General features: G+C 42.6%; 25 protein-coding genes and 2 tRNA genes. 7 read left to right on the forward strand and 20 right to left on the reverse strand.

Annotated elements, in window-relative coordinates; translation table 11 throughout:
• Positions 1 to 32 precede the first annotated feature (32 nt).
• The 13 genes from KA713_20390 to KA713_20450 all read right to left on the reverse strand — a co-directional run bounded on the left by KA713_20390 (position 33) and on the right by KA713_20450 (position 13,439).
• Complete coding sequence (locus KA713_20390; protein UXE66765.1) at positions 33 to 1,448, reverse strand: DUF3526 domain-containing protein; 1,416 nt, start codon at positions 1,446 to 1,448, stop codon at positions 33 to 35.
• 13 nt (positions 1,449 to 1,461) lie between these two features.
• The gene (locus KA713_20395) at positions 1,462 to 2,160 is read right to left on the reverse strand and encodes an ABC transporter ATP-binding protein (protein ID UXE66766.1); all 699 of its coding nucleotides are present in this window, start codon (positions 2,158 to 2,160) and stop codon (positions 1,462 to 1,464) included.
• A gap of 30 nt (positions 2,161 to 2,190) precedes the next feature.
• A complete protein-coding gene (locus tag KA713_20400; GenBank protein ID UXE66767.1) occupies positions 2,191 to 3,537 on the reverse strand; it encodes a DUF3526 domain-containing protein in 1,347 nt (448 codons plus the stop codon).
• Positions 3,538 to 3,539: 2 nt separating this feature from the next.
• Positions 3,540 to 4,985 carry a DUF3526 domain-containing protein gene (locus tag KA713_20405; GenBank protein ID UXE66768.1) on the reverse strand — a complete coding sequence of 482 codons (1,446 nt, stop codon included), beginning with the start codon at positions 4,983 to 4,985 and terminating at the stop codon, positions 3,540 to 3,542.
• 5 nt (positions 4,986 to 4,990) lie between these two features.
• Positions 4,991 to 7,492: a TonB-dependent receptor gene (locus tag KA713_20410; GenBank protein ID UXE66769.1), complete on the reverse strand. Its 2,502-nt coding sequence runs from the start codon at positions 7,490 to 7,492 to the stop codon at positions 4,991 to 4,993.
• A 13-nt stretch (positions 7,493 to 7,505) separates the two neighbouring features.
• Complete coding sequence (locus KA713_20415; GenBank protein UXE66770.1) at positions 7,506 to 8,201, reverse strand: ATP-binding cassette domain-containing protein; 696 nt, start codon at positions 8,199 to 8,201, stop codon at positions 7,506 to 7,508.
• A gap of 103 nt (positions 8,202 to 8,304) precedes the next feature.
• The gene (locus tag KA713_20420) at positions 8,305 to 8,622 is read right to left on the reverse strand and encodes a hypothetical protein (protein UXE66771.1); all 318 of its coding nucleotides are present in this window, start codon (positions 8,620 to 8,622) and stop codon (positions 8,305 to 8,307) included.
• Between the two features lie 85 nt (positions 8,623 to 8,707).
• On the reverse strand, positions 8,708 to 8,857 hold the full coding sequence (locus KA713_20425; protein ID UXE66772.1) for a hypothetical protein: 150 nt from the start codon (positions 8,855 to 8,857) through the stop codon (positions 8,708 to 8,710).
• Between the two features lie 74 nt (positions 8,858 to 8,931).
• Positions 8,932 to 9,705: an enoyl-CoA hydratase/isomerase family protein gene (locus KA713_20430; protein UXE66773.1), complete on the reverse strand. Its 774-nt coding sequence runs from the start codon at positions 9,703 to 9,705 to the stop codon at positions 8,932 to 8,934.
• Between the two features lie 27 nt (positions 9,706 to 9,732).
• The gene (locus tag KA713_20435) at positions 9,733 to 11,805 is read right to left on the reverse strand and encodes a ComEC family competence protein (GenBank protein UXE66774.1); all 2,073 of its coding nucleotides are present in this window, start codon (positions 11,803 to 11,805) and stop codon (positions 9,733 to 9,735) included.
• A gap of 11 nt (positions 11,806 to 11,816) precedes the next feature.
• A complete protein-coding gene (locus KA713_20440) occupies positions 11,817 to 12,203 on the reverse strand; it encodes a type II toxin-antitoxin system VapC family toxin (protein ID UXE66775.1) in 387 nt (128 codons plus the stop codon).
• On the reverse strand, positions 12,203 to 12,406 hold the full coding sequence (locus KA713_20445) for a DUF2281 domain-containing protein (protein ID UXE66776.1): 204 nt from the start codon (positions 12,404 to 12,406) through the stop codon (positions 12,203 to 12,205). Before KA713_20445 ends, KA713_20440 begins: the two co-directional genes overlap by 1 nt.
• A gap of 25 nt (positions 12,407 to 12,431) precedes the next feature.
• Positions 12,432 to 13,439, reverse strand: coding sequence for a glycosyltransferase family 9 protein (locus KA713_20450; protein ID UXE66777.1), 1,008 nt, complete (start codon positions 13,437 to 13,439; stop codon positions 12,432 to 12,434).
• A 152-nt stretch (positions 13,440 to 13,591) separates the two neighbouring features.
• Between KA713_20450 and KA713_20455 the strand changes: the two genes are divergently transcribed.
• From KA713_20455 to KA713_20475, 5 genes are read left to right on the forward strand one after another with little or no spacing between them, the layout of a single operon-like run.
• Complete coding sequence (locus tag KA713_20455; protein ID UXE66778.1) at positions 13,592 to 13,993, forward strand: EVE domain-containing protein; 402 nt, start codon at positions 13,592 to 13,594, stop codon at positions 13,991 to 13,993.
• A 5-nt stretch (positions 13,994 to 13,998) separates the two neighbouring features.
• Entirely contained in the window at positions 13,999 to 15,558 is a 1,560-nt protein-coding gene (locus KA713_20460; GenBank protein UXE66779.1) for a hypothetical protein, read from the forward strand.
• Positions 15,551 to 17,074 (forward strand): hypothetical protein, encoded by a 1,524-nt coding sequence (locus tag KA713_20465; GenBank protein ID UXE66780.1) that lies wholly within the window; start codon positions 15,551 to 15,553, stop codon positions 17,072 to 17,074. The genes KA713_20460 and KA713_20465 overlap by 8 nt, the downstream gene beginning before the upstream one ends.
• A gap of 37 nt (positions 17,075 to 17,111) precedes the next feature.
• Positions 17,112 to 17,654, forward strand: a complete 543-nt coding sequence (gene pyrR / locus KA713_20470) for a bifunctional pyr operon transcriptional regulator/uracil phosphoribosyltransferase PyrR (protein ID UXE66781.1) — start codon at positions 17,112 to 17,114, stop codon at positions 17,652 to 17,654.
• Between the two features lie 4 nt (positions 17,655 to 17,658).
• A complete protein-coding gene (locus tag KA713_20475) occupies positions 17,659 to 18,585 on the forward strand; it encodes an aspartate carbamoyltransferase catalytic subunit (GenBank protein ID UXE66782.1) in 927 nt (308 codons plus the stop codon).
• A 128-nt stretch (positions 18,586 to 18,713) separates the two neighbouring features.
• Here KA713_20475 and KA713_20480 read toward each other — a convergent pair whose 3' ends face one another.
• The 5 genes from KA713_20480 to KA713_20500 all read right to left on the reverse strand — a co-directional run bounded on the left by KA713_20480 (position 18,714) and on the right by KA713_20500 (position 21,020).
• On the reverse strand, positions 18,714 to 18,959 hold the full coding sequence (locus KA713_20480; protein ID UXE66783.1) for a GIY-YIG nuclease family protein: 246 nt from the start codon (positions 18,957 to 18,959) through the stop codon (positions 18,714 to 18,716).
• 10 nt (positions 18,960 to 18,969) lie between these two features.
• Positions 18,970 to 19,064, reverse strand: a tRNA-OTHER gene (locus tag KA713_20485).
• Positions 19,043 to 19,288 (reverse strand): GIY-YIG nuclease family protein, encoded by a 246-nt coding sequence (locus KA713_20490; GenBank protein UXE66784.1) that lies wholly within the window; start codon positions 19,286 to 19,288, stop codon positions 19,043 to 19,045. The genes KA713_20485 and KA713_20490 overlap by 22 nt, the downstream gene beginning before the upstream one ends.
• Positions 19,289 to 19,298: 10 nt before the next feature.
• Positions 19,299 to 19,373: transfer RNA gene (locus KA713_20495), tRNA-Arg, on the reverse strand.
• Between the two features lie 60 nt (positions 19,374 to 19,433).
• Positions 19,434 to 21,020 carry an amidohydrolase family protein gene (locus tag KA713_20500; protein ID UXE66785.1) on the reverse strand — a complete coding sequence of 529 codons (1,587 nt, stop codon included), beginning with the start codon at positions 21,018 to 21,020 and terminating at the stop codon, positions 19,434 to 19,436.
• Positions 21,021 to 21,143: 123 nt separating this feature from the next.
• Here KA713_20500 and KA713_20505 point away from each other — a divergent pair, with 123 nt between their 5' ends.
• The gene (locus KA713_20505; protein UXE66786.1) at positions 21,144 to 22,568 is read left to right on the forward strand and encodes an amidohydrolase; all 1,425 of its coding nucleotides are present in this window, start codon (positions 21,144 to 21,146) and stop codon (positions 22,566 to 22,568) included.
• Positions 22,519 to 22,935: a hypothetical protein gene (locus KA713_20510; GenBank protein ID UXE66787.1), complete on the forward strand. Its 417-nt coding sequence runs from the start codon at positions 22,519 to 22,521 to the stop codon at positions 22,933 to 22,935. The genes KA713_20505 and KA713_20510 overlap by 50 nt, the downstream gene beginning before the upstream one ends.
• A gap of 120 nt (positions 22,936 to 23,055) precedes the next feature.
• On the opposite strand, the gene KA713_20515 is transcribed toward KA713_20510, so the two are convergent.
• Together KA713_20515 and KA713_20520 are read right to left on the reverse strand one after the other, a co-directional pair.
• Positions 23,056 to 23,382 (reverse strand): hypothetical protein, encoded by a 327-nt coding sequence (locus tag KA713_20515; protein UXE66788.1) that lies wholly within the window; start codon positions 23,380 to 23,382, stop codon positions 23,056 to 23,058.
• Entirely contained in the window at positions 23,379 to 25,814 is a 2,436-nt protein-coding gene (locus KA713_20520; protein UXE66789.1) for a penicillin acylase family protein, read from the reverse strand. The genes KA713_20515 and KA713_20520 overlap by 4 nt, the downstream gene beginning before the upstream one ends.
• Positions 25,815 to 25,828 lie beyond the last annotated feature (14 nt).

Here is a 25,828-nt window from a genome sequence, read left to right on the forward strand (position 1 = left end):
TTTTCGATTTACGATTTGAAGGTTTCTTGATGCTAGATTGTTTTCATTTTAGTAACCGCTCCGTACAATGCGGCAAAGGAGAGCAACAGCCATGCTAACAAGGTGATGAGATTACTCGTGTTCTGACGGATCACAGTGGTGTACGCAGCCGGCTCATATTGAAAGTCAGGCACCGAAGACCACAGTTTGTCATCGGCCAGATAATCCCAATCTCCGTATTTTGAATTGGCCGCCATATCGCCATTCATTTTTCCCACCAATTCAATGCGGTAGTTTTCAGCTGCGTTGGCGAAATCCCAATGCGAGGTGTAGTCTGTGCGGCAAATGGCCATCGACAAAAAGCGGGTAGGCAAAAATGGTGAGAGCGCAGCCGTGCTGCGATAAACGTTGGTTTGATTCACATACGTGTCTTTCAACAATTGATAATGCTTGAAATAAATATCAGCAGTATGCTTCTCGCCTTCCTGCATCAAAAAGCCATCCCAGTTGAAGGGCAATTGCTGCACACTGTCAACTCCATATTTTTTTAACGTTTCTTCTTCCAGCATCTTGGCTTCAGTGTTCCACGGATTGTGTCCATCCAATCCTTTCTTTTTGTCAACCGCAATCTGTTCTTCAAATTCCACTTGCGTGGGATACGGGTACAGTTTATCCGCAATGGCGGTTGAAATCTTGGGCATCGCTAAACACGATACCATCCAAATTCCCAGCAATGTCACGAACGCTACGTTTGATTTTTTAAAAAGAGAGGAAACAAACAGGGTGATGTTGATGAACACTGCATAATAGATCAGGTAAACGCCAAACAGGAGGGTGAGCGCCCAAAAACTAAACTGCCCGTAATCTTTGATGTTGGCTAAAAACAAAGCGGCCAACACATATACAGGAATAGCGATGAACAAAACTGGGAGAAATAGGCCCAACCATTTTCCCATTGTTAATTTCCACGTGCTCACGCCCTGACTTTTCAATAATCGTAACGTGCCACTTTCGCGCTCGCGCGTGAAGGCATTGAACCCGATCAGAATAATAAAAAGTGGAACGATGAAGATCAGCACGAAATCAGGTGTGAGATCACCAAAGCGCGACAGGGCGGTTTGATCTTGTGCGGCCGCATATTGTGCTTCGTTGCGTTTATGTGCTTCCAGATAAATGCTTACACCCGTGTATTTATCTACGCCATTATCGATCAACGAAAGCGGATACTTTGGTTTGAATGCATAGGTGCCGTAGTGCGCTGCCGAGTGCGGATTTTTTTGTCCCTGTTCCATCCACTCGCTGCGTGCATTTTTTTTGGCTTCGCTGTGCTGGGCATTGACCGATGTGTAGTAGCTTTTGCTGACAAACAAGGCGGCCAGCAACAAAGCAAAAAGGGTGATGGCCGTAATCCGAAAGCGTCCCTCCCGACCGATTTCTGTGAGCTCTTTGCGTGCGATTTTAAAAATCATAGTCAGTTACCTTTTAATTCATGTGTTTCAAATACAGTTTTTCTAAGTCCGTATGGTTGATTTGATCGGTGGTAAGTTGTTCTACTAAACTTCCTTCGCGCATCATGCCAATGTGCGTGCCCGTTTCTTTGGCTCGGAAAAGATCATGCGTGGCCATCAGCGTAGCCACTCCTTTCTTGCTTAGTTTGGTCAGCAATTCCGAAAACTCGTTGCTTGCTTTCGGGTCTAATCCGGAAGTAGGTTCGTCCAACAGCAGCACTTGCGCGTCTTTCGCCAGCGCCAATGCAATACCAACTTTCTGGCGCATCCCTTTGGAGTAGGTAGAAATTCTCTTGTCGTGTGCATCGGCTTGCAAGCCGGCTTCCGTTAAGAATTTCAGAAATTCCTCTTTCGGATATTTTTTGTTGGCAAGCCCGCTGAAATATTCGAGGTTCTCTAATCCCGACAAATTCGGATAGAGCATCAGATTCTCCGGAATGTAGGTCAGTAGTTTTTTAGTCTCAATCGGTTCTTTCACCACATCTTTTTCTCCAATCAATGCCTGACCTCCGGATGGTTGAATGAAATTGAGAAAGAGGTTGATCGTAGTGGTTTTACCTGCGCCATTCGCGCCAAGCAGGCAATAGATATCTCCTTTATTTACAGTAAAGCTGGTTGGCTTCAGTGCTTCTTTGCCTTGATACGTTTTGCTAAGTTGTTTTGCTTCTAGCATATCTTTATTTTTTTTGATTTATTTTCGATGTCATGCATCATTCGTTTTTCTAAAATTGAAAACACCCCAACTCGCTAATCCAAAGGTTAGCAAGAATAAGGGCAGCAGAGCGAACGTAATGTTTATATTGTTTTCTGCTCGTGTGTATTCGGGCTTGAACTTCTTCCAGTCTTCACTTTTCACGGGAGCATTTTCAAAGATTTTTGGGTAGAAATAAAGCCTCAGCCGTTCGTGAAATTCTGTAATTTGGTCAAGTAGTTGAAGGTGACTGCTCAAACTTGTGCGTGCAATGTCATTGAAAAGCAATTGGGTGTGCATGGTTGGTATGACAGTGGCCAACCACCTGCTGGCGTTTTCGCGCTGCTTGATTTTCGCCCGCATCGCAATACGCTCTTTCAACGATTCATCATCTCCCATTTGTTGCATGGCATAGTACCACGTCCAGTTAAAAGTTTCTTGTGGCACTCCGTATTTTTTAAACTGTGGGTAATGTGTATAAAACTTATCCATGGTTATCTTCTTATCCATGTCCCACTTTTCATGATACCCCTCACGCTGCTTCACCATCGCTGCGAGCGATTCGGGCACCGGATAAAGATTAGCTACATAATTGTTCACCGAGGCAGGCAATAGAACAGCGAGTATTAACCATGCTGAAAGCAAGGTGAGTGCATTGAAACTGGAATTCCGTTGAAAAGAAACAACCCAGAAGCAAAAGGCAAACCAAAATGCCGTGTAGAATATGGCTACCAAAATAAATGCGATCAGTTGCCTGTTGACCGGTAGCGACAAAATAAGATATGCGAGGAGTAGAATACCTCCTAGCATGCAATAGGTCAGCAACATCCTTACAGATAGTTTCATCCATAAAAACCGAAGGGTCGAATTGCTTTGAACGGCAATCAAACGCCAGGTTCCTGCTTCTTTCTCTTCGGAAAGCAAATTGAACACGAACGCAATGACGACCAATGGGAACAGATAAATGATTACAAACCCAAGATCCAAATTTCCTGATTGTAAGTTTGAAGGGTTGTTTAAATCCGTGTCATGTAATTGTGCCTCCAGCGTGCGAATAGTTACACTTTGTAAACTTGGGTTCACATCCCGTTGTCCAATCGACAAGCCGGCAATTCTATCAGGTTGGTCAATTAATGTAAACCGAAGATAGTAGAGCAACAAGCCCATCTCCGTATGCAGTTCAACGTTGCGCGCGATGTGCGCTTGTTGATGCTGTGTTACATTCGCCAATGTGCGTTCTTGTTTTTGTAAAAATTGTTTTCCAATCAATACACTCATAATGCCTAACGCCAATAGCAAGAGCAGAGATAGCTGCACTACTTTTGAACGAATGAATTGTTTTGCGATCAATACATACATACCTACAACGTTTTTACTTTTTTTGAAACGTAGACAATTAACATGAATGAAAATGCAGACCACATCAATAGAGCTGTTATTGTGAGGTATTCATTTCGGAGTGCGGATGAAGTGGTGACAAATCGATAGTTGAAGTCTGGGAACTCTTTCCAGTGTTCGTGACTAATAGTATAAGGTTTGTCGGTGGGACTTAATTTCACATTGCTGATATAGCGCATTTGTAGTTCATTCATTTTTTGCGCCAGTTGATAGCGGTATGCTTCGGCCTGTTTTTGAAAGTGGATATAAGATTCAAAATCCGTTCCCGACAAGGCCATTGATAGGTAATGAATAGCTGCGTAGGGATCGACAAAGCCCATGAAGCGGGAAAAGCTGTTTTGCATTTCATATACCTTCAATAAGTTTGAAAATTCTCGCGTGTAAATGGCTGAACTGATTCGTTCGCCCTCACGCATCACAAAACCACTGTAGTTGAAAGGTAGTTTATGAACAGAATCCACTCCGTGTGCGCGCAATACGGAGTCTTTTAAAGCAACATAGTGTGGGTCGTCTGGGTTATGGCTGTCACCTTCTTTTACCAACTGTTTCTCTATGGTCGTTTCAAATTCTATTTTAGAAGGTGACCGGTAAACATAACCTCCTATAGCTTGCGTGGTTTTGGGCAGGACGATGAAAAATACAAGCCATATTGCCAACAGCTTCATGAGTGCGTGGTTAGAGGTGTGGCTAGTAGCCGATACCAATACCGTGAACACACATAGAATTTGAAAGAACACCAAGTAGCTTGCCATCAAGACCAAGTAGCGTAGCCATGTATCGGTGGTCAAGGCAATTTCGGCACTTACTAGCAAAACAAGTGTTACTATGCCTAAGGGTATAAAAAAGAGCAATGCCAAACTCATCAGTCCCAGCGATTTCCCCACCAGCAACTCGCCCCAACTTACACCTTGCATCAACAGTACTTTCAGTGTTCCATTTTCTCTTTCTACAGCTACAGCAGCAAATCCTAAAAAGAAAACAACAAGGGGAACAATAATTTGCAAGATCATCGCTAGGCTGATCTCGCCAAAGCGCAATAACCCTGTAGAAAAACTTGCTTCCGAAAAGTTGACCGTATTTTGTTTGTGAGCTTCCAGAAAAACGGCATTGCCTGCATAGCTCTCCATCCCCACATCAAACATGCTGAGTGGATGCTTAAGGCGAAATGCAAAAGCGCCATAGTGCGCCATGCGATGCGGATGTTTATCTGGATTGTTCTCCCATCCTTGCCTTGCTTGTTGTTGATAATGAAGACGGATAGTGTTTTGAATTCGGTAGGTTTGCCAACCACTATAGGCAGCATAACCAGTTATTGTTGCCATAGCCAATAGCAACACATAAAAGGCTGTTGACTGAAAGCCATTTTTCCAAAACTGAATTGCCAGCAAGGATACTTTTTGACCCCTCATAGTAGTTAAAATTTATAAGTAGCGGTGAGCATAAAATTTCGAGGTGCGCCAGGAAACAAGCGCAAATAATTTTGGGCGCCAATCCAATACGTAGTATCTAACACATTATTGATGTTAAGGGCCAATTGCATGTTTGCTTTTACGGGTGTATAATAAATCGCCATATCCATAATTGTATATGCGGGCACTTCAAATGCGCGAGTAAACCAAGGTACTTTGCTACTGCTGTATTGTACCCCTAGCCCGATACCTAAATCTCGCAAAATGGTTTTTCGCGAAAAATTGTATCGAGTCCATAGATTGGCGCTGTTCGAAGGTGTATTTTCTTTGCGCTGATCGACCAGTGCTACATTGGCGTCATTAAGAATACGTGCATCAATGTAACTATACGAAGCGTTGACTTGCCAATTAGGTAATATGTACCCTGCCATCTCCCATTCAAACCCGCGGCTTCTATCCGCTCCGCGCTGCACCAACGAATCTGGAAAAGCAGGTACGTTGGCATTTATAAGAATATTTTTTTGGTTGATTTCGTATGCTGATACCGTCATGGTAATGCGGTCGTTGAAAAATGTCCCCTTGCCACCAACTTCTTTCAAATCACTGATAAGCGGCTTGAACCTAGATGCGGAGGTAGGAGTCCAAAAGAATGCGCTCGTGTTAGGCATGAGTGTAACTGTATTGCTTTGAGGCTGGTAGCCTTCCAAGTAGGTAGCATACACGTTTACCTGTTTAGTTACTTCATAGGTAAGACCAATTCGAGGAATTAAAGCCGTGTTGGTAAAAGACCTCTCATTCGGTGCTTTGTAATTGGTAATGTCTTCAAACCATTCGTTTCTTAAACTTACTAGTGCTGAAAATTTGCCCAACTTAAATTGTTCTTGAATATAGAGAGCACTGGTGGTCGTTAATGCTGAAGGTATTGCTGTTCTGGATCCAATTACATAGTCATTTACATTTCGGATAGTGTACGAAGGATTGCTGAGATTGAAATGGTTGACGTTGGGCCTTGGCATCGTGACACCGTCAATCACCACGGTTTGATAATTTGCAGCATTCGCCAAGACAAACGAATTGGCAACCGTGCCATTGTTTAGCAAAAATCCGCGTGCATCATTTTGACCACCTCCCTTCGTCTTATTCCAACTGCTGTAATCAAAGCCAACTAACAATTTATTGGATGCTTTGCCTGTATTGAAGTCAAAATTGAGATATGCATTCAGGTTATTGACATCCCAAAATTGCTGCCGTTGAATAAATCGCATAGCGGCCAGGTTATTGACGGGTTGATTGTTAATATCTACAGCAAAGGCATTCGTAGTACGGTGTTCTTGAAGATTTTCTGTCCAGGTTTGTTTCATGTAAGAAGCGTTGAAACTAATGCGGTCAGTAAACTTGTGCGCAAGGCTTGTCATAATAATAAGTTCTGTTGATTTGAAAAAATCATTAGAAGCACCTAAATTCAAACTAATCGGTGTGCTGTTTAAATTCGTAACACCAGCAGTAGCTCCGAAAATTGGTTGCCCCCTATCCAGTGTGCCATTGCTATTACTATAAATCATTTCTGCATTAATGGCAGTTTTGTTGTCAGGGATGTAACTGATGGAAGGCGAAATAAGAAAAGCATTGTTTTTCACTAAGTCCCGATACGATCGTGCCTCTTGCAGTCCTCCATTTATTCGGTAGAGCAATGTTTTGGAATCATTCAAAGAGCCGGTGAAGTCCAGCGTTGACCGAATTGTGCTGAAACTCCCCACACTCATACTTATTTCTTTGCGGTCGGTGGCAAGCGGTTTCTTTGTGACCATATTGATACTTCCACCTGGATCAACACTTGAGAATGTAACCGAAGCCGGCCCTTTTAAAACCTCCACACGTTCGATATTGGACGTGATAGGTTGCAGAAAATAGTATTGTCTTGTTCGCATTCCATTAATGATTTGGCCTTCTTCGTTTTGGCTGATGCCCCGTATATTGTATTGGTTGTAAAAACTGGAAGGAGCGACACCACTTACAATCTTCACGGCATCCGCCAATTGAAATGCCTGCCGATCGGCAATTAATTCTTTTGTAATTGTTGATAAGGATTGTGGTAAGTCCTTATTCTTGATGGCGGTTTTGGTTGCTGAAAAGGAATAATCGCTTGTGTAGTCACGATCCAGACGGCCGGAAACCTCTACTGTCTGCAACTCTTGTGTATACTCCGTCAGCGTTATAATCCCTAAATCATACACTTTGGCTGCTGAAAAAGAAAAGGACTTGATGTAAGGATCATACCCGATAAAGCGCACTTCCACATCATAAACCCCACCCTGTGGTATCTCTAACTTAAATATGCCTTCCGAATCAGTAGTAGTTCCTAGTGTATTGGTTCCGTCAGTTATCGATAGGTTCGCACCAACAATAGCATTTTGAGATTGGTCAATCACTTTGCCTGTGATACTTATTTGAGATAGCCCCCAGTGGCTATAAATAACAAAAAGAAAAAACAGTAATTTTTGTTTCATTGATATATAAGTTTTAAATGGTTTCTAAATAAAGTTGTTGTAGTTGGTTCGCGTTGATATCGCGCGTGGCTAGTGTGTGTACGAGCGATCCTTCTCTCATTATGCCAATGTGTGTACCTACATTGACTGCGTTGAATAGGTCATGAGTTGCCATGAAGATTGACTTACCTTCTGAAGCCAGTTCCTTGCAGATTGTAGTAAACTCAGCAGTTGCTTTTGGGTCAAGCCCGGAAGTGGGTTCATCCATAAAAATCACGTCTGCTTTTTTTGCCAAGGCAATGGCAATACCTACTTTTTGTCGCATACCTTTGGAGTAAGTAGATAGGCGACTGTTATGAGCAGATTGTGGCAGCCCCGCCTTCTTCAAAAAATGAGTCAACGCATCGGTTGAATATGCGAATCCAGCCAACCTGCTGAAAAAGTCTAAGTTTTCGATGCCCGAAAAATTTCCATAGAGCTGCACCACCTCTGGAATGTAAGCGGTCATTTTTCGCGTAGCAGAGCCATTCATCTTCACTTCTATGTTGTTAATCAAAGCTTGGCCTCCGCTGGCTTCTATGAAACCCAGAAACAAATTGATCGTAGTGGTTTTACCTGCGCCATTTGCGCCAAGCAGACAGTAAATGCTTCCGCGAGCTATTTTAAAGTTAATGCTATTTAGAGCTGTACGCCCATCATAGATTTTAGACAGATTGATTGCTTCTAACATAGAGTAAATTTTAGAAAATGAAATAAGGACAAAGTCAAATGTCTCAGAACAGCTGCTACATTGAGATTACTGCGCCCTTTAGTGGGCGATGAAGTAAAGGTGACTAGAGAACAGGAAGAGGTGGAGCCCTAGAACTTGAGAGTGTTAGGTCAATTTCGCTGAAGGAAGAAGCAAAACTGATGACAGCATTACTGGAATGGGCAGCAAAAAAGAAAGTTTGATTTTCTTGAAAAACTAGGCCATGTAAAAAATCAACTAAACAAACATCGCAATGTTCTCCGTGTGGAGAAAGAGTATCTTGATCCGAAGGTATCTGATTTAGGAGAGAATGTTCGCGATGATCGGTGTGAAAAAAATTCACCGCCACCTGACCGAAAAGCAGGGTTAATAAAAGAAATGCGGTTTGTAATTTTTGCTTCACTTAAAATTGAACGTAGGCAAATGTAACAAAGCTTCTTTAAAAACGAAAACCTACAATATGGACGATAAGAATGAAGATAGTAGTGTCACTTGTTAGCACACTGCAACAACTTCACGCCAATCTCACCCAAATGTTTTTTTAATATGCCTTTGTATTGCGAAGAGTTGGTATAGTCTCCATTTACTTTAAAAAACTCATCCAATAATCCCGTAAGCTGGCCGCCTTCTTTATACACGAATCCAAACGTTTCAACATAAGCAACCTATCACTAAGGTAAGACATATATTTACTTTCTTCTATCGGCTGAGATTACCACTTCAATTCTTCCTTATTCAAAAAAGCTGCAATCCCATTTTTACAGTCTTCAGATCCGCGTGAAAGTGCATTTAGTTCTGCAGCATATGCGAGCGCTTCAGCTAGTGGCATGGATTGTACATCAGCAATCATCCTTTTGGTCAATGCCATGGATTGCCCCGAATTATTTTTGATAAGGCGCTTGGCGAAGGAAGATACTTTGCTTTCGAGTTCATCTTTTGAAACTAAATAGTTAGCAAGACCATACCGGATTAGGTCCTCCCCAAGTAGTAAGTCCCCACTCAACAATAGATACTTGGCTTTTTGTTCCCCAATTTTCTTCAACAAAAAAACCGATACCAAAGCGGGGATGAAACCAATTTTCACTTCGGTGTAACCGAATTTTGCTTCCGGTACGGCAAACACAAAATCGCAAATAGTTGCCAAACCACACCCACCCGCCAACGCGTGGCCATGCACTTGGGCTATCACCACTTTTTTTAATTGATAAATTTGTACGAATAACTCTTTGAGGTGATTTGAATCCGCCAAGTTTTGTTCAAACGAAAAATTTTGTAGCTGTTGCAGATAAGCCAAATCTGCTCCCGCGCAAAACGCCTCCCCATTTGCTTTTAACACAATCACTTTGGCATCCTTATCATTTTCTGCTTGTAAGAATTTTTCTTTTAACTCGCTCACCATTTCATGACTGAGCGCATTTCTTTTTTCGGGCCGATTGAGCGTGATGTAACCGATGCGGTCTTGCGTGTGGTAGATGACTAAACTCATATTTCTAAATTCAATTTATTTCTTCCTTTAAAATTTTAGAACAAAAGCCCCTGACTCAGCTGTGGAATAAAACGGGATATGGTAGCGGGAAGCAAACATGCGCAACTGATTTAAATAATAAGTGGAGTTACTGCCATCGGCCACGAGTTGTTTTATTTTCCAGTGGCTGGCATCTGCTTTAGGAATGAATAGCGATTGATGACTGATTACCAAACAGTCGGCTTCCAATCGAGTAGGTAATACCCCAGTGGCCTGCAAATGTACAATGGTTTGTCCGTGCCAAACAGTGGCAGTTCCGTTTCCTATTGATTGTTGAAAGGGGATTGAATCATGAAGCGCAGCCACTCCGTGCATCAAACGATTGGGGCGAATGTGGAAGCGAATGCGTTCGTTGTCGTTACGCAGCGCGGTGTCACATCTAAAATACGATTGTCCGCGATCGATAAACTCACAAGCCATGCGTTGATTGATTTGGTAAACCGCGAATTGGCGTTGATTAACTTCTTTCATAAAATGTACCCATTGCAAAACGGTAAACCAAATGGCGCAAGCCGCGGAAAAATAAAGCCACTGAATATTCCGGAATTGAAAAAGAAATACAATGCCTGTTAAGATGCCCATCAATACCCAACATTGAAGCGTGGTAAAATAAATGTTATTGATGATGCTAAGAGGTAAATCTTCTACGACAAAAACAATTTTGTTAAGTGCCCAAATCAAGCCCCAGGTAATTTTACCGATGACAGAAGCGAGGAAGGTTAGCCCACTTACTGCCAGCAAGACAATTCCTGAAATCAATACAACGGTTGATAATGGAATTACAAAAAGATTCGAAATCAAAAAATACACGGGGAATTGATGAAAGTATAATAACCCCAGAGCAAACGTGGTAAGTTGTGCGGCAACAGAAACACAGGTGATTTGCCACACCCAGTCGCCTACTCGATTTTCGATTTCCCACAAGTGATACAGCGGACGCTGAATATAGACAATGCCCAACACGGCCAAGTAGGAAAGTTGAAACCCAACCGACATGATCAAATAGGGATTGTAAAGCAATAATACAAAAGCGGAGGCGGCCAATGTGTTGTAGATATTGGTGCGAACACCAAATGGTCGGGCGGCAGCCACAAACGAAAACATGGTAACCGCTCTTAGTACCGATGGAGATAGTCCTGTTACAAACGCAAATGTCCACAAGCAAAGCAAACTAACGATGGCTACTAGCCACCGGCTCCACGAAAATCTTTTCAACGGCTTTAATAAAAAAAGCAAGAGTGCGTAGATGATGCCTACATGCAAACCGGAAACTGAAAGCACGTGCAGCGCGCCACTGGCCGAGTAGGCACTTAATAAATCATTGTCGATGCCATCGGTAACACCTAATACCAGCGCTTGCGCGATGGCTTGTTGTTGGGCTCCATGAATATATTGGTTAAGCGTTTGAGCCGCCCATTTTCTGGCTTGCTGAGAATAATATACAAATCCTTTTTTTTCGGTGGAAGCGAGGAAAGCTACCTCGCCCTCTTTAATAAAATGTTGGTGGTAAATGTTTTTGAAACTTAAAAACCGCTTGAAGTTAAACTCACCGGGGTTGGCAGGAGATTTTAATTCTTGCGGAGATCCTTTTATCAAAATTTGATCACCGTAATTCCAATGTGGCTCTCCAACCTTTTTGCTGACGTATAACAACAATTTGCCGCGAGTCGGTTGCCAACCATTAGTCCTGACGGAAATAATTTCCGCTTCCACTTTCCAAGAGTTTACTTTTTCTTCTGGCACACTTCGGATGACGGCTACGTAAGCATTTACACTTTTTTTAAAATTTACAAAGGAGTCCGCTTGTCGAAAATCATTTCTTAACAAGACGTGCGCGTACCCAAAAAACAAAACAACTGTTAAGCCGAGCACTCCACTAGTGGTGGAAAGCGTTTTGCCGCCCCAAAAAAAGTAGCCTAAAAAGTAAGTAAGCGTAAAAATCAAACCCACCACCATGCTGTGCTGCTGTGAAAAAAAGGTTGGTTGATAAACACCCAGCAGAATGCCTGCTACAAAAAATAGCGTGATGCGAACAAGGGCATAGGGTATCCAGCGGAACATCGGTTATCTAGCTAAGCCCAACGTTGTTTGACCTTATATTTTTTTATGGCTTTATCTCGGCTAAGCAAGACTAATCCTTCGACTAAAGTTTGAGATAGTATTAGCCGATCAAAAGGATCATTGTGTAGCAACTCTAAATCAAGGAGTGTGATAAGATGCTCTTCTTTCACCGGTATAATTTCGATTTGATTCCGTTCGGCAAAACGGTACAACTCATCTAGACTGATTTCAATGGTTAGCTTTCCAATCTGCTTCTTAATGGCAATCTCCCAAAAACTAGCAACACTTATAAAACAGGGTTTAGTAATATCTTTTATTATTTGTTTTAGTGAAGTAGGAAGTTTTTTGTCACCGGCAACAAACCAAAGGAAAGTATGAGTATCCAAGAGATACGCCATCACATATAGTCTTTGAAAATTTCTAAAGGCTCGTCAAAGTCTTTGGCTAATTGAATCTTACCTTTTGCGAATCCAAATTCGCGTGATTTCAATTTTCTTGTTTTTTTGCTTTTACTTTTGAGGAATCCAACAAAGTCGGCCACCTCCTGTTTTAAATTAGCAGGAAGTGAATCTATTTCAACTAGTAAATCTGAAGTTGCCATCCTATAAAATTAGTGAATAGTTGCACTATGGCAAATAAAAATCAAACACCATTTCCTTCATACACTTAAAATGTCCTTTTGGGCACTTATCGAAGCCAATTTTAGAACATGGCCGGCAATCTAATTTTGAATTTTCAAAAATCGTAAACTTGGTGCGATAGGGGTACATGCCAAAGGCGGGGATGGTGCTGCCCCAAATGCTAAACACTTCCTTCTTCAACGCTGCGGCAATGTGCATCAGGCCGGTATCATGAGCAAACACATAACGAGCGCTTTTGAGTAAGCTGGCCGATTGGTTTAGGTTGTATAATCCGCAGGCATTGTAGATCATGGTTTTTTTGCCAAGCTCTTCCAATCCCTTTTCAAAATTTTTCGAGCCTTCATTGCGCTCAAAAAAAGATTTTATTTTTTCGCCATTTTCTTGGTCTTCTTTTCCGCCAAGCAAAACAATCGGTTTGTTGATTTTATCGCAAAGCTCAATCATCCGCTGTAGCGGAAGTTTTTTAGTTTCATGTTGCGCGCCAATCGCATACGCCACGTATCCGCTTCGGTGGGTTGCGGGAAGCCATTCCATTGGCACTTCATCTTTTTCGGGAATGAAATAATCCAGGCCCAATGCATCGTTTTTAATTCCCAGGGGCTTGGCCGTTTCTAAATATCGATCTACAATATGAACATTGGGCACCTTGTTGATTTTTAAATTGACCAACAACCATTTTTCAATATTCAACTTTTTAAAACTATAGGCTTTTACACCTAGTTTAATTTTTACAATCCGTGTCCGCAGGTTATTATGCAAGTCGATGATGCAGTCAAATTTTTCTTTTTTGAGCTCGTCTATCAATTTGTTCAAATCATTTTCCAACACATGCACCTTGTCCACATACGGATTGTCGGCCACAATGGCGTGGTATTGCTTTTTAATTGCGTAATGCACTTGCGCATTGTCTAGCTGCGTTTTTAATACCCTGACCACAGGACTGGTAAGCACAATATCACCAATGGAAGAAAAGCGAATAACAAGAATTTTCATCAGATGCAAATTGCAAAAAATTAAAATGAAAGTGGCCTCTGGCACATTATTTTGAATGGGAATACCGTACCTTATTTTTTTGAAAAATATCTACGTGAATTCATATTTCCGTGGCATTAAATTTCTTACTTTAGGAAGTTAAATTAAGCCGTATGAATTATTGGTTGGTTAAGAGTGAACCCGATGTTTATAGTTGGGACGATTTGGTAAAGGACAAAAAGACCACATGGGATGGTGTGCGCAACTTTCAGGCGCGTAACAATCTAAAAGCCATGAAGAAAGGTGACTTGGCTTTCTTTTACTACAGCAACGAGGGCAAAGCCATTGTGGCCGTCACTGAAGTTAGCAAGGAAGCTTTTCCAGATCCTAAAGATGCGAACTGGGTAGCCGTAGAGTTGAAACCGAAGGCAAAACTCAAAAAGCCGATTGACCTGGCGACCATTAAAGCTGATAAAAGGCTGGCCAACATGGTGCTGGTGAATAACTCGCGCTTATCCGTTCAGCCTGTAAAACCAGAGGAGTTTGATTGGATCCTTGCTTTATCGGAGAAATAGTATTTATGCCTAAGTTCTTTTTCGTTTTTGCCCTTTTCATTTTTACGAAAACCTATTCTCAGATTTCGCAACCTGCCCGGTGGGAACGTGAGCAAAAGAATAGTTCCCACAATTACACCGTTATCACCATGGGCAAGCAGGGTGTTGCCTTGGTGCACGATAAGCAAAAGTATGAAGCAGGAAAGCGGTTTTGGGAAATTATTGCCTTGGATACTCTTTTAAACGAAAAGTGGACGCAGGATATTTCTGTAGATAATCGATATAATTTTATTGGGCATGAATACCGCGATGGTGTTTTGTATTTTTTATTTCGATTTGGTGAAGTTGATATGGGTGATTTAAAAATAATGAAAATGAGTTTGGCCGATCGATCGGTAGAAACGCACACCTACGAACCGCAACTCGGTATCAAACTCACTCATTTTACAGTGGTAGAAAACAAAGCCATTTTGGCGGGCTACATCAGTTCCGAGCCAGCAATTTTACTTTTCGACATTAGTACCGACCAAGGTAAAATCGTGCCCGGTCTTTTTGTTAAGAACACCACACTTTTGGACGTGCGGGTGAACACCAACAACACCTTCAACGTTTTGTTATCTGAAAGCCCAAGCAAACTAAAGAAGAAATTGGTGCTTAAAGCCTTTGATCACTTCGGTACTCTATTGTTGGATGATGCCATTGAAGTGGAGAGCTCTAAATCGATTTTGAGTGGTGTTACAAGTACATTGGTGCGCGATGAATTGATGATTGCTGGGACTTGGAGCGAAGGCATTGGTCAGCAGGCGGCTGGTTTCTTTTCTGTAATGGTTGACCCCTACACCGAACAGAAAATAAACTACTACGATTTTCCGCAGCTCAATCATTTTTTAGATCATCTGTCGCCCAAGCGTGCAGCAAAGACAAAAGCGAAAGCTGACCATAAACGCACGCAAGGCAAAGTGCCCGACTTCCGAGCGATGGCTAATGCGTTGCGCATCGATGAAGCAAAGGAGGGCTTTTTGTTTTTTGTAGAAGCACATTCTAACTCAACATCGTTGAACAATAATTACCGAAACAGCTATCCGTATTACGGCAATCCTTATCCGTATGGTTATGGATTTGGCTCACCCTACCGATTGTACAACTCTCCTTATTATTCGCCTTACCCCATGTTTGGCAATTCGAATACAACGGTTGAAATAAAATTTCTGCAGGCAAGCGTTATCATGATGGATGCCAAGGGGATTCTTCAATCAGATCATGGACTCAAATTAGAAGAAATCAAAACGGTATCAACCGAGCAGGTCTCTGATTTTGTTTGGAGCAATGGTAAGCTCGCGCTCGTTTCAGCCAATGGGAAAGAAATCATTTTTCAACTCAGCCAATCCGATGGCGTTCCCCTAATCAATGAAAAGAAACCCATCGATATTAAATCTTCAGTTGAATCCATTCGTTCGGACGAGGAAAATATAACCGTGCGAAACTGGTACGAAAAAAATTTGTTCATGTATGGGTATCAAACAATAAAGAACCCAGAGAAAGGAAATCGCGATGTATTTTTTATAAATAAAGTAACCGTTGAGTAAATCATTTGCTTTGTTGATCGGCTTGATTCCATTAGCAGTCATGGCTCAAGTGGAGCAAACAGCTCGGTGGGAAATTAACACCGATCAAGAAGCGGAGGTTTATAAAGTGGCACCGGCAGATAGCTTAGGTGTGGTGGTATACAGCAAAGGGCAGGGCAAAGATGTAGATCAAATTGAATTAATTCGGCTTGATACTACCCTGAAAGAAATTTGGAAAGGCTATATACCCGTTCAAAAATCTCTGGTAATTGCCTTCGCTCACGTATTCAAAAGAAAAATGTATCTATTGCTCAACCATCAAACCAATCCATTGGTAGGGTTTGTGATGGTGGAACTAAGTGTAGATAAAGGCCAATACATTTCTCATTTCATAAAAAATATTATTCCCTTTAGGCCTACCGAATTTATTAGTTCACAAGGGGCTGTGATGATTGGTGGCTATTATAATTATCGGCCGTTAGTGTTGCATTATTCTCTGGTCACAAAAAAATCAAAAATTTTGCCTGGCTTTTTCAACGAACTTGGTGAATTGAATCAGATAAAAGTAAATAATGACTATTCGATTGACATCATTGTTAGTGCCCGCAATCAGCAAAAGAGAAAAAGTCTATGGCTGCGTAACTATAACCAAGAGGGAGATTTATTAAAAACAACTGTGTTGGAACCCCAAGAGAAGCGGAGCCTTATTTTTGGAAGAAGTGCCAAAACGCCAGACAATCAAATGCTGGTAGCGGGTGTTTACGGTCGATATACCGAATACTCACGCGGTATTTTCATTTCTTCTGTTTCTCCCTTTGGTGAGTACACCACACGTTACTATAATTTTGCTGACCTCCAGAATTTTTTTCGATTTATGCGCGTGAACCAAGAGAAGCGCGTGAAGAAGAGAATCGAGCGGAGAAAAATAAAAGGAAAGAAGATTAAGTTTAACTACCGTTTTTTGGTGCAAGAGATTATTCCTTATCAAGATCAGTTTATTATGCTGGGAGAAGCTTTTTACCCACGCTATGTGTATCGAACCCGAAACGCCACGGGCGGTGGTTTTTATGGATACAATAACCCGCTAGCTTACCAGAACTACACACCTTACCGGAATGATCAAATTTTTGATGGCTTCCAATATACGCATGCCATTGTGATTGGGTTTGATAAAGAAGGGAAAGTAAAGTGGGACAATAGTTTTGAGATCAACGATGCGAAATCTTTTCAACTAGAGCAATTTGTAAAAATCGCCCCCAGCGGAAGCCGTATTGACTTACTTTATTTTTATCAAAATCTGATCCGCACCAAAATCATACAAGGCAACGATGTGCTGGAGGGCAAGACGGCCGATGAAATAAAGATGCTAAGCCCTACCGACTTTGTAAATAAAAACGATGTGCAACCTAATCGGTTGCATTACTGGTACGGAAAGCATTTAATAGCCAGCGGCTTTCAAAATATTCGCACCTCCAAAGATCGGCTAGCCGAGGTGGAGCGAAGGGTGTTTTTTATAAATAAGATTGACTATCAATAATGGATTCGGGGTTTTTAGCTACCTTCGCGCTCGCGGTATGAAGAAAAAACTTGTTTTAGATTCTCACCTTCTCGATATCACCCTCAATCGCCTTTGCCATCAACTTATTGAAAACCACGGCTCGTTTGCAGACACCGTTATTCTAGGTCTTCAGCCCAGGGGCATTCATTTATCGGAACTGATTCATGACAAGCTTCAAAAGCTTACCAAAAAGCAGATCCCTTTAGGTTACCTAGACACTACCTTTCACCGAGATGATTTCAGAAGGCGTGAAATTCCTGCCAAGGCAAGTGAAACCAAGGTGCCATTTATCATTGAAGAAAAGAAAGTGATTTTGATAGACGATGTATTGTTTACGGGGCGAACTGTGCGGGCGGCTTTAGATGCCATGATGGCCTTTGGCCGACCTTCAAAGGTAGAATTACTCGTTTTAGTGGATAGAAAGTTTACACGTGATTTGCCCATTGCTGCTGATTACGTGGGTAAGTATGTGGATACACTCGATACACAACGGGTGTTGGTGGAGTTGGAAGCGCAAGGTCATAAACAAAATAAAATCTGGTTGATCAATACTATTTGAAGTCATGTCAAAATTAAGTCAACGCCACCTGCTTGGAATCAAAAACCTTACCCGCGAAGACCTTGAACTTATTTTTGAAACAGCAGAAAACTTTAAAGACGTTATCAATCGACCCATCAAAAAAGTGCCTTCGTTGCGCGATGTCACCATTGCCAATATCTTTTTCGAAAACTCTACGCGCACACGTCTTTCGTTTGAACTTGCCGAAAAGCGGCTATCGGCTGATGTGGTTAATTTTTCTGCTTCAACAAGTTCCGTAAAGAAAGGAGAAACGCTGCTAGACACCGTTCATAACATACTCGCCATGAAAGTGGACATGGTGGTGATGCGGCACGCCAGTGTGGGGGCGCCTCATTTTTTATCGCGACATATCAAGGCCAACATCATCAACGCAGGTGATGGCACACACGAACATCCTACGCAAGCATTGCTCGATGCTTTCTCCATTCGTGAGAAGTTGGGCGGTGTTTCAGGTAAGAAGGTTGCCATCATTGGCGATATCCTTCATTCACGTGTGGCCCTCTCCAATATCTTTGCACTTAAAAAACTAGGGGCTGAAGTGATGGTCTGTGCCCCGCCCACATTGCTTCCGAAATACATTGCCTCTCTTGGTGTGAAAGTGGAATTGGAAGTAAAAAAAGCGTTGGAGTGGTGCGATGTGGCCAACGTACTTCGCATTCAACTTGAGCGCCAACAGATCAAATACTTTCCTTCGCTGAGAGAATACACGTTGTACTACGGCATTACCAAACAAATGTTGGATGAGTTGAAGAAAGATATCGTACTGATGCACCCAGGCCCCATCAACCGCGGAGTAGAGTTAAGCAGCGATGCCGCAGATTCACACCATTCGATCATTTTAGATCAAGTAGAGAATGGGGTTGCCATACGGATGGCAGTATTGTATTTGTTGGCTGGTGCTGCGAACTAACTCAAGAAATATATAATCCAAAGAAAATCGTAGATCCACCCAGAATTGAACTGGGATCAAAAGTTTAGTCCCGATGCGAGGGGATCAAAAGTTTAGGAAACTTCCCTGCCTGCCGGCAGGCAGGTATTCTATCCGTTGAACTGTGAGACCGATTTAAGAAATTCTTTGCCTACTCCGCTTTTTAAATACTTCTCCCTCTTTCTTGCGTCAATTCTATTTTGACATTCTTCAAAATAAACAATTTTCCAAGGCCTGAACCCTTTGGTGGATTTTGTTTTGCCGCTGTTGTGTTGGCCAAGCCGGATGAAAATATCCTTACACATCCCAACATAAATTCGACCATCAACTTCACTTCGTATAGCGTAAACAAACATAGGGTTCTGTTGGTAGTCTCACCCAGAATCGAACTGGGATCAAAAGTTTAGGAAACTTCCCTGCCTGCCGGCAGGCAGGTATTCTATCCGTTGAACTGTGAGACCGATTTAAGAAATTCTTTGCCTACTCCGCTTTTTAAATACTTCTCCCTCTTTCTTGCGTCAATTCTATTTTGACATTCTTCAAAATAAACAATTTTCCAAGGCCTGAACCCTTTGGTGGATTTTGTTTTGCCGCTGTTGTGTTGGCCAAGCCGGATGAAAATATCCTTACACATCCCAACATAAATTCGACCATCAACTTCACTTCGTATAGCGTAAACAAACATAGGGTTCTGTTGGTAGTCTCACCCAGAATCGAACTGGGATCAAAAGTTTAGGAAACTTCTATTCTATCCGTTGAACTATGAGACCAAAAGCCCTCCTTGTTATTCTGGCCAAGAAGGTTGCAAAAATAGAAAAAAATTTCAGCTTTTAGTTCAACCCAGGCTGCTTCAATACAAAGCCTGCTTTGGCTTTTTCGTCATCTACAATCTTCTTTACATCGGCCAATAGTTTTTTGGCATCGTACACAATTCCGTCTTTTACCGTGTACTTTACTCCGCCCACCCGGGTTACTTTGTTGTCATCGGTGAGTTTTACCGCACCCATCCCATTCAGGGCTTGTAAATTTTCGAGTGGGTTAACTTCAGTGATTACAAAATCAGCCAGCTTTCCAATCTCTATAGATCCAATTTCTTTATCCATGCCCAAGGCTTGTGCTCCATACAAAGTGCCAGAGCGAATGATTTCCAGTGGGTGAAACCCAGCCTCTCGTAGCAGCTCCATCTCGCGCACAAAAGAAAATCCGTAGAGTTGAAAAATAAAACCTGAATCGGTACCGATGGTCACTCGGCCACCTCTGTTTTTGTATTCATTCACAAACGTCATCCACAATCGATAATTTTCTTTCCAGGCCACTTCTTGTTCCGTTCCCCAACTAAACCAAAACGAACCATGTGCTACTCTATTTGGTTGATAAAATGCCCACAGTTGGGGAAGGGTATACACTTCGTGCCACTCTTGTCGTCTTGCCTTGTGTAAATCGCGTGTGGCTTCATAAATATTAAAAGTAGGGTCGAGCGTAAAGCCCAACGCAAGCAATGAGTCCATCACCGCATTCCATTTAGGAGTAAAAGGTGCAGCGGCTTGTTTCCACAAGCGCCCGGCTTCTTCAAACCGATGTTGTTCGTTGGAGTAATTATAAGAGAGTGGATAATTTTGCAAAGTAGAATTTGCCAACAGCGCTTCGGGCAACCCATACCAATGTTCCATGGTGGTCAATCCGGCTTTCGCAGAATTCATTACATTCCATCGGGCGACACCTAGTTGAGCATGATGGCAAGCCGAACGCAATCCTAGTCTTTTGTTTTCCCGCAAGGCAGCCTCCATTACTTCAGGGGCAGCTCCAAAAAATTTAATACCATCGGCACCTTTCAGTTTGTTTTCGTTCACCCAAGCACGCGCTTGGGCAGCATTAGTAATCGGCTCTTTGCTACCTTGGCCAAAAGCGGTGTAGGCTTTGATGCGCGGGGCAGTGATCATGTTTTTTTCACTCAGGTTTTTTTGATCCAATACCCAATCCAATCCGTTTCCACACGATGGATCCCGAACGGTGGTAATGCCGTGGCTCATCCATAATTTAAAAACATATTCTGCGTTGGGGGCTTGACCGCCACCAATGTGGCCGTGCATATCTACAAAGCCAGGCATCAAGTACATGCCTTCACAATTCAATTCTTTGCCACCTGGTTCTAACTTGGGCCGGTTGCTATCACTGCTCATGCCGGGTGTGGGCAAACCAATACTTACAATGTTGACGATGCGGTTTTGTTTTACCACAATGTCAATTGGGCCAACAGGTGGTGCGCCCGTTCCGTCAATCAACATAATTCCGCGAATGATCAATTGGGTGTAGGGTCCGTCACCTTCTTTCACCACAGGTGCTTTTTTGATTTCGCGTTGGGCGGTTAGAGAAAATGAAAGAATGGCTGAGCAAAATACTAGTAATACTTTTTTCATATGAAATGGATTGATAAAAATAAAGCTAAGAAAATATTTGATAAACCGCTGATAAGATTTGATAAATGGTATGGTCTTTTATGCATGAATGGTTTATCTTTATCTAACCTAAACTCGTTACTAATGAAATCTATTCTGGCTTCTGTTCTGTTGGCAACAACAATTTTTGCTCACTCCCAAACTACCAAGCAAGCAGCAATCAAATCGATTGATGAAAAAAGTGAACTCTATGCTACCACGGCCAAAAAGATTTGGGGCTTTGCCGAAGTAGGCTATCAAGAAGAAAAAAGTTCTGCGTTGTTGCAGCAGACATTAAAAGATGCGGGCTTTTCCATTGAGGCCGGCACTGCGGGCGAGCCCACCGCTTTCATTGCGACCGCAGGATCGGGTAAACCCGTCATTGCCGTGCTGGGTGAGTTTGATGCGTTGCCAGGTGTTTCGCAAGAGGCCGTTCCAGAACTAAAACCAATTGCTGGTCAAAAGGCCGGACATGCATGTGGGCATCATTTATTTGGTACAGCATCTGCCGCTGCTGCCATTGCTGTAAAAAATTGGTTAGTGGCTACTAAAAAATCAGGGACAATTAAATTTTACGGCTGTCCTGCGGAAGAAGGAGGATCGGGCAAAGTATATATGGTGCGCGATGGTTTTTTTAAAGATGTGGATTTGGTTTTTCATTGGCATCCGGCTGCAACCAATTCAGCCAACTTTGGTAGCGCGCTGGCAAACAAATCAGGAAAGTTTCGTTTCTATGGTGTGGCCAGTCATGCTGCCGGCTCGCCTGAGCGTGGACGTTCTGCTCTTGATGCAGTAGAAGCGATGGATGGCATGGTGAACATGCTGCGCGAACACGTGAGCGAAAAAACACGGATTCACTATGTGATCACCCGTGGGGGAGAAGCGCCCAATGTGGTGCCGGCCTTTGCTGAAGTTTATTATTACGTCCGTCATCCCAATCGTGATGAAGTAAAATCCGTTTGGGAACGTGTATCGCAGGCCGCGCAAGGAGCAGCCATTGGCACGGGTACGCGCTACGAAGTTGAATTAACAGGTGGTACCTACGACTTATTATACAACGAGGTTTTGGCGAAAGTAGTCAATACCAATTTACAGTTGGTAGGAGGGTACACGCTAACGGAATCAGAGAAAGAATTTGCCACCAAAATACAGCAAACATTCTCTGCGCCACCTGCCATCACCTCCACAGCCGAGATTGAAAAATTCGGTTTGAAAGAAGAAAAATCAAGTGGTAGCACCGATGTGGGCGATGTGAGCTGGGTGGTGCCCACTGCGGGTTTATCTACCGCCACGTGGGTGCCGGGCACGGCCGCACATAGTTGGCAGGCCGTAGCTGCTGGAGGCACAAGCATTGGCAGTAAAGGAATGGTGATGGCAGCCAAAACATTGGCAGCCTCTATGATCGATGCCTTCTCCGATCCTAAAATAACAGAGGAGGCGTGGGCTGAATTTAAGAGGCGAGTAGGAGATAAGTTTGTGTATGAGCCTTTACTGGGAGATCGAAAGCCTGCGTTGGATTATAGAAAGTAGCTCCTTACGTATTAAATTTCAGAAGTCTTTATTAAACCGCCTTTTAGAACCAAGGCTACTTTTAGTCATTGTAGCCGGTGTTTTTATTTTCTGTGTTGGTTTAATTGCTTTTCTTTATGTAAGATTTGATTCTGAAAAGGCAGGACAAGTCGTTGACAGTTTTGGCATTTTAACTTCCTTCTTTTCAGGGATAACGGTTATTGGATTATTGATAACTATTTACCTTCAACGAAGGGATTTAGAGATTGCAAGAAGAAGTTTGAGAAACCAAATTCAGGAGTTGAAACAAACACGAAATCAAATAAAAATCTCAAATACTGAATTAGCGTTATCAAGAAAAGAATTCAAAAACAAAACCAGACATTAAAAAAACAACGATTTGAAAATACTTTTTTCAATATGCTTTCGATTCACATTGGAATGAGCAAAGATATTCAAACTAGACCTAACATACCTCTAGAACTGCAATTTTGAGTTGAATCTCTCCTTATCTCGATTTTACCAGCGCACCACTCAATGCACTCAGTCCACCCACCAGTCCGCCAACCAAGGTTGTCAAAAGAAAAGCATTGAGCGGGAGAAGCTTATTGATTTTTTCGGTGAGGATCGAATGTGTGCTGTAATCGATATACATGGCCATCGCCAGCCATAGGGTTCCTACCCCGATCAATCCTGCCAAAAAAGAATAGAAACTTTTGTTTCCAACAAAGTATGCTACCACAAAGGCGCCAATGCCCATGGTCCACCAGGGCAAAAATGATTGAAGCATAAAACATACAACACTCGTTGCAATAACTTGAATTATAAATTTCATTTTGATTCTGAGTTAAGAGTGATGATTGACAATTCTTTTCCTTTCATTTTTTCTGCGGCTTGCTCAAACGAAAAGGCAACGTATTTTCCTTCCGTCCACAGACCCAATAAACTATTGTAATAAGGGCTTCCCGGGTTGCCTGATTGTCCGCCAGGATACATGCCCCATGCACGCACGCCTTCCTTCTCTAAGCTTACTACCATGCGCCAACTTGGCCCGTGTGTTTTAGAATGAGCGTTTACCGCACTACTATTTCCACCGTGCCGAATATGATAACTGAATGCTTCCATCTTATTGAGCAAGTGACCCACCACACCATCTTTATAATCGGCCCAGGCAGGGTTTGATTTTTTTTCCGTTTTCCATTTTTCCATAGCGGCCACTCCTTCGCTAAACGATTTTCGGATAACTTCCTTGGCGGTTTCTTTTTCAGGCGTGGCTTGTATGTCGAAAAATTTCCAATTCGGTCTTTCTTTGATTAATCGAATCGTCATGTAAGTAGATGGCCGCGCCAAAGCAACTTTAGATTCCGTTATCTCATCCCACACCATGGGTAACAGGGCGCGCAACCACGCTTCATAATAAGAAGCTCCTTCCGATTCGATGGTGTTGAAATAATCCCACGACTTCAATTTATTGTAAGCCTCCAATTCTGCACCTTTTAAACTCATAGAATCCAAATGACTTAAAAATAGCGGAAGACTTTCTGCCGCCTTTAAGTTGTAGCTGTCCAATTGCAGCTTCATCATGTCTTGCGGAGTGATGTTTTTAGAATCTGATAAAACTTGGTTAATTCTTCTGTTCCGATAAGCTTCCCAATTGCTGGCGGTAATAAAATAGGGATAAGTCAAATCAGTTGGGTATTGGTTGGCAGAACTCACAAAACCGCGCTCCGGGTTTTTGTACATCACATTTTGCTCTACTGGAATAAACGCTCGCCATTCGGTGGCCGTACGTGTACCATCTAAAACAAACTTGCCCTCATTTTTTCTCCTTACAGGAAACTTGCCTTGAATGCGCATGGCCACATCGCCACCTACGCTAGCAAACACAAAATTTTGTGCTGGGGCGGTGTAATGATTTAAGGCCTCCACGTAATCGGCATGATTTTTTGCGCGATTCATTTTGTAAAAAGTAACAGCTTCTTCCGATGCATCGTGCGCAATCCATCGATAGGCGTAATGATTTTTTTCACTTTCTCCATGAAAACTTTCGTCAAAAGTGACCGGCCCATGATGGGTATAGGTAACGGTATCGTAAAAATCTTTTTTGCCCTTGATTTTGAACACTTCTATTTTTTTTCGGGTCGTCTTCCATTCGCCATCACTTTCGTATTCATTTTTGGTCTTGTCCTTAAATCGAACTTTGTACCAGTCAACTAAATCACGTTGTGCATTGGTAACGCCCCATGCAATCGAATCATTAAACCCACTGATCACATTGGGCGAACCTGGCAATGATGCGCCCATGGAGTTGATGCCGGGCGCATTAAGATGAACGATATACCAAATCGATGGAAGGCTTAGCTCAAGGTGCGGATCATTGCATAAGATAGGAGAGCCCGTGGCCGTTTTAGATCCACTCACTGCCCAGTTGTTGCTGCCCACGTCAAAGGAAGATTTTTCAATAGGAGAGAGTGCCACTAATTCTGCGGGAAGGGCAGGGGCCACACTATCAATTGTAACAGGTTTAAAATTCCATTTGCCAGCATTGTCGACTATTGGATCCCCAACCCCTTCGCTATCAGGGTAAAGTAAATCGAGGGTGTCTTTACCAAACAACTTGAGCGCGTTGGTCATCTCCAAATCTTTCTCTCCTGTGCAAAGGGTTTTGGCCATATACTTTAATAATAGTCCGGTCTTCAAAGCTGTCCATGGTTCAGGTCGGTAGCCAAGCAGTTTGTATTCAATCGGTAAATTTTCATTACTTAATGTAGCGATGTAGGCATTGATACCGCGCGTGTAGCTATCAACCATCGATTTTGCGATAAGATTGGTTTGCATAGCTTCCACCGAATTTTCGGCTGCAAAGATCATCCCAAGTCTGCGTTGGGTGCGGTCGAAGTCAAGGGCTTTCTCGCCAATGATTTCGCTAATGCGCCCCGCAGCCGCGTGGGTTTGAAACTCCATTTGCCAGAGTCGCTCTTTGGCTGTTACATAGCCTTGAGCGGTAAACAAATCTTCGTCATTGCCAGCATAGATGTGCGGTATAAGTGCACTATCATATACAATGGTAACTTTATCTTTCAACCCAGGTATTGAAACCTGCCCGGATTCAATTTTGTTGGTAGTAGCATTTTGCCAGAAGCCATGAAAAGGATCGAGAAAACTACCGAGTGGTGGGACTGGGCTACCGAAATTCCAGGCATTGTTTAAAGCATAAAGCAAAGAAGCCGTTACCAAAAAAGAAAAAGCGAACTTAATAATTTTCATGTGCACCAAATTAA

Origin of the sequence: Chryseotalea sp. WA131a (assembly GCA_025370075.1) — a bacterium.
Taxonomy (GTDB): Bacteria; Bacteroidota; Bacteroidia; order Cytophagales; family Cyclobacteriaceae; genus ELB16-189.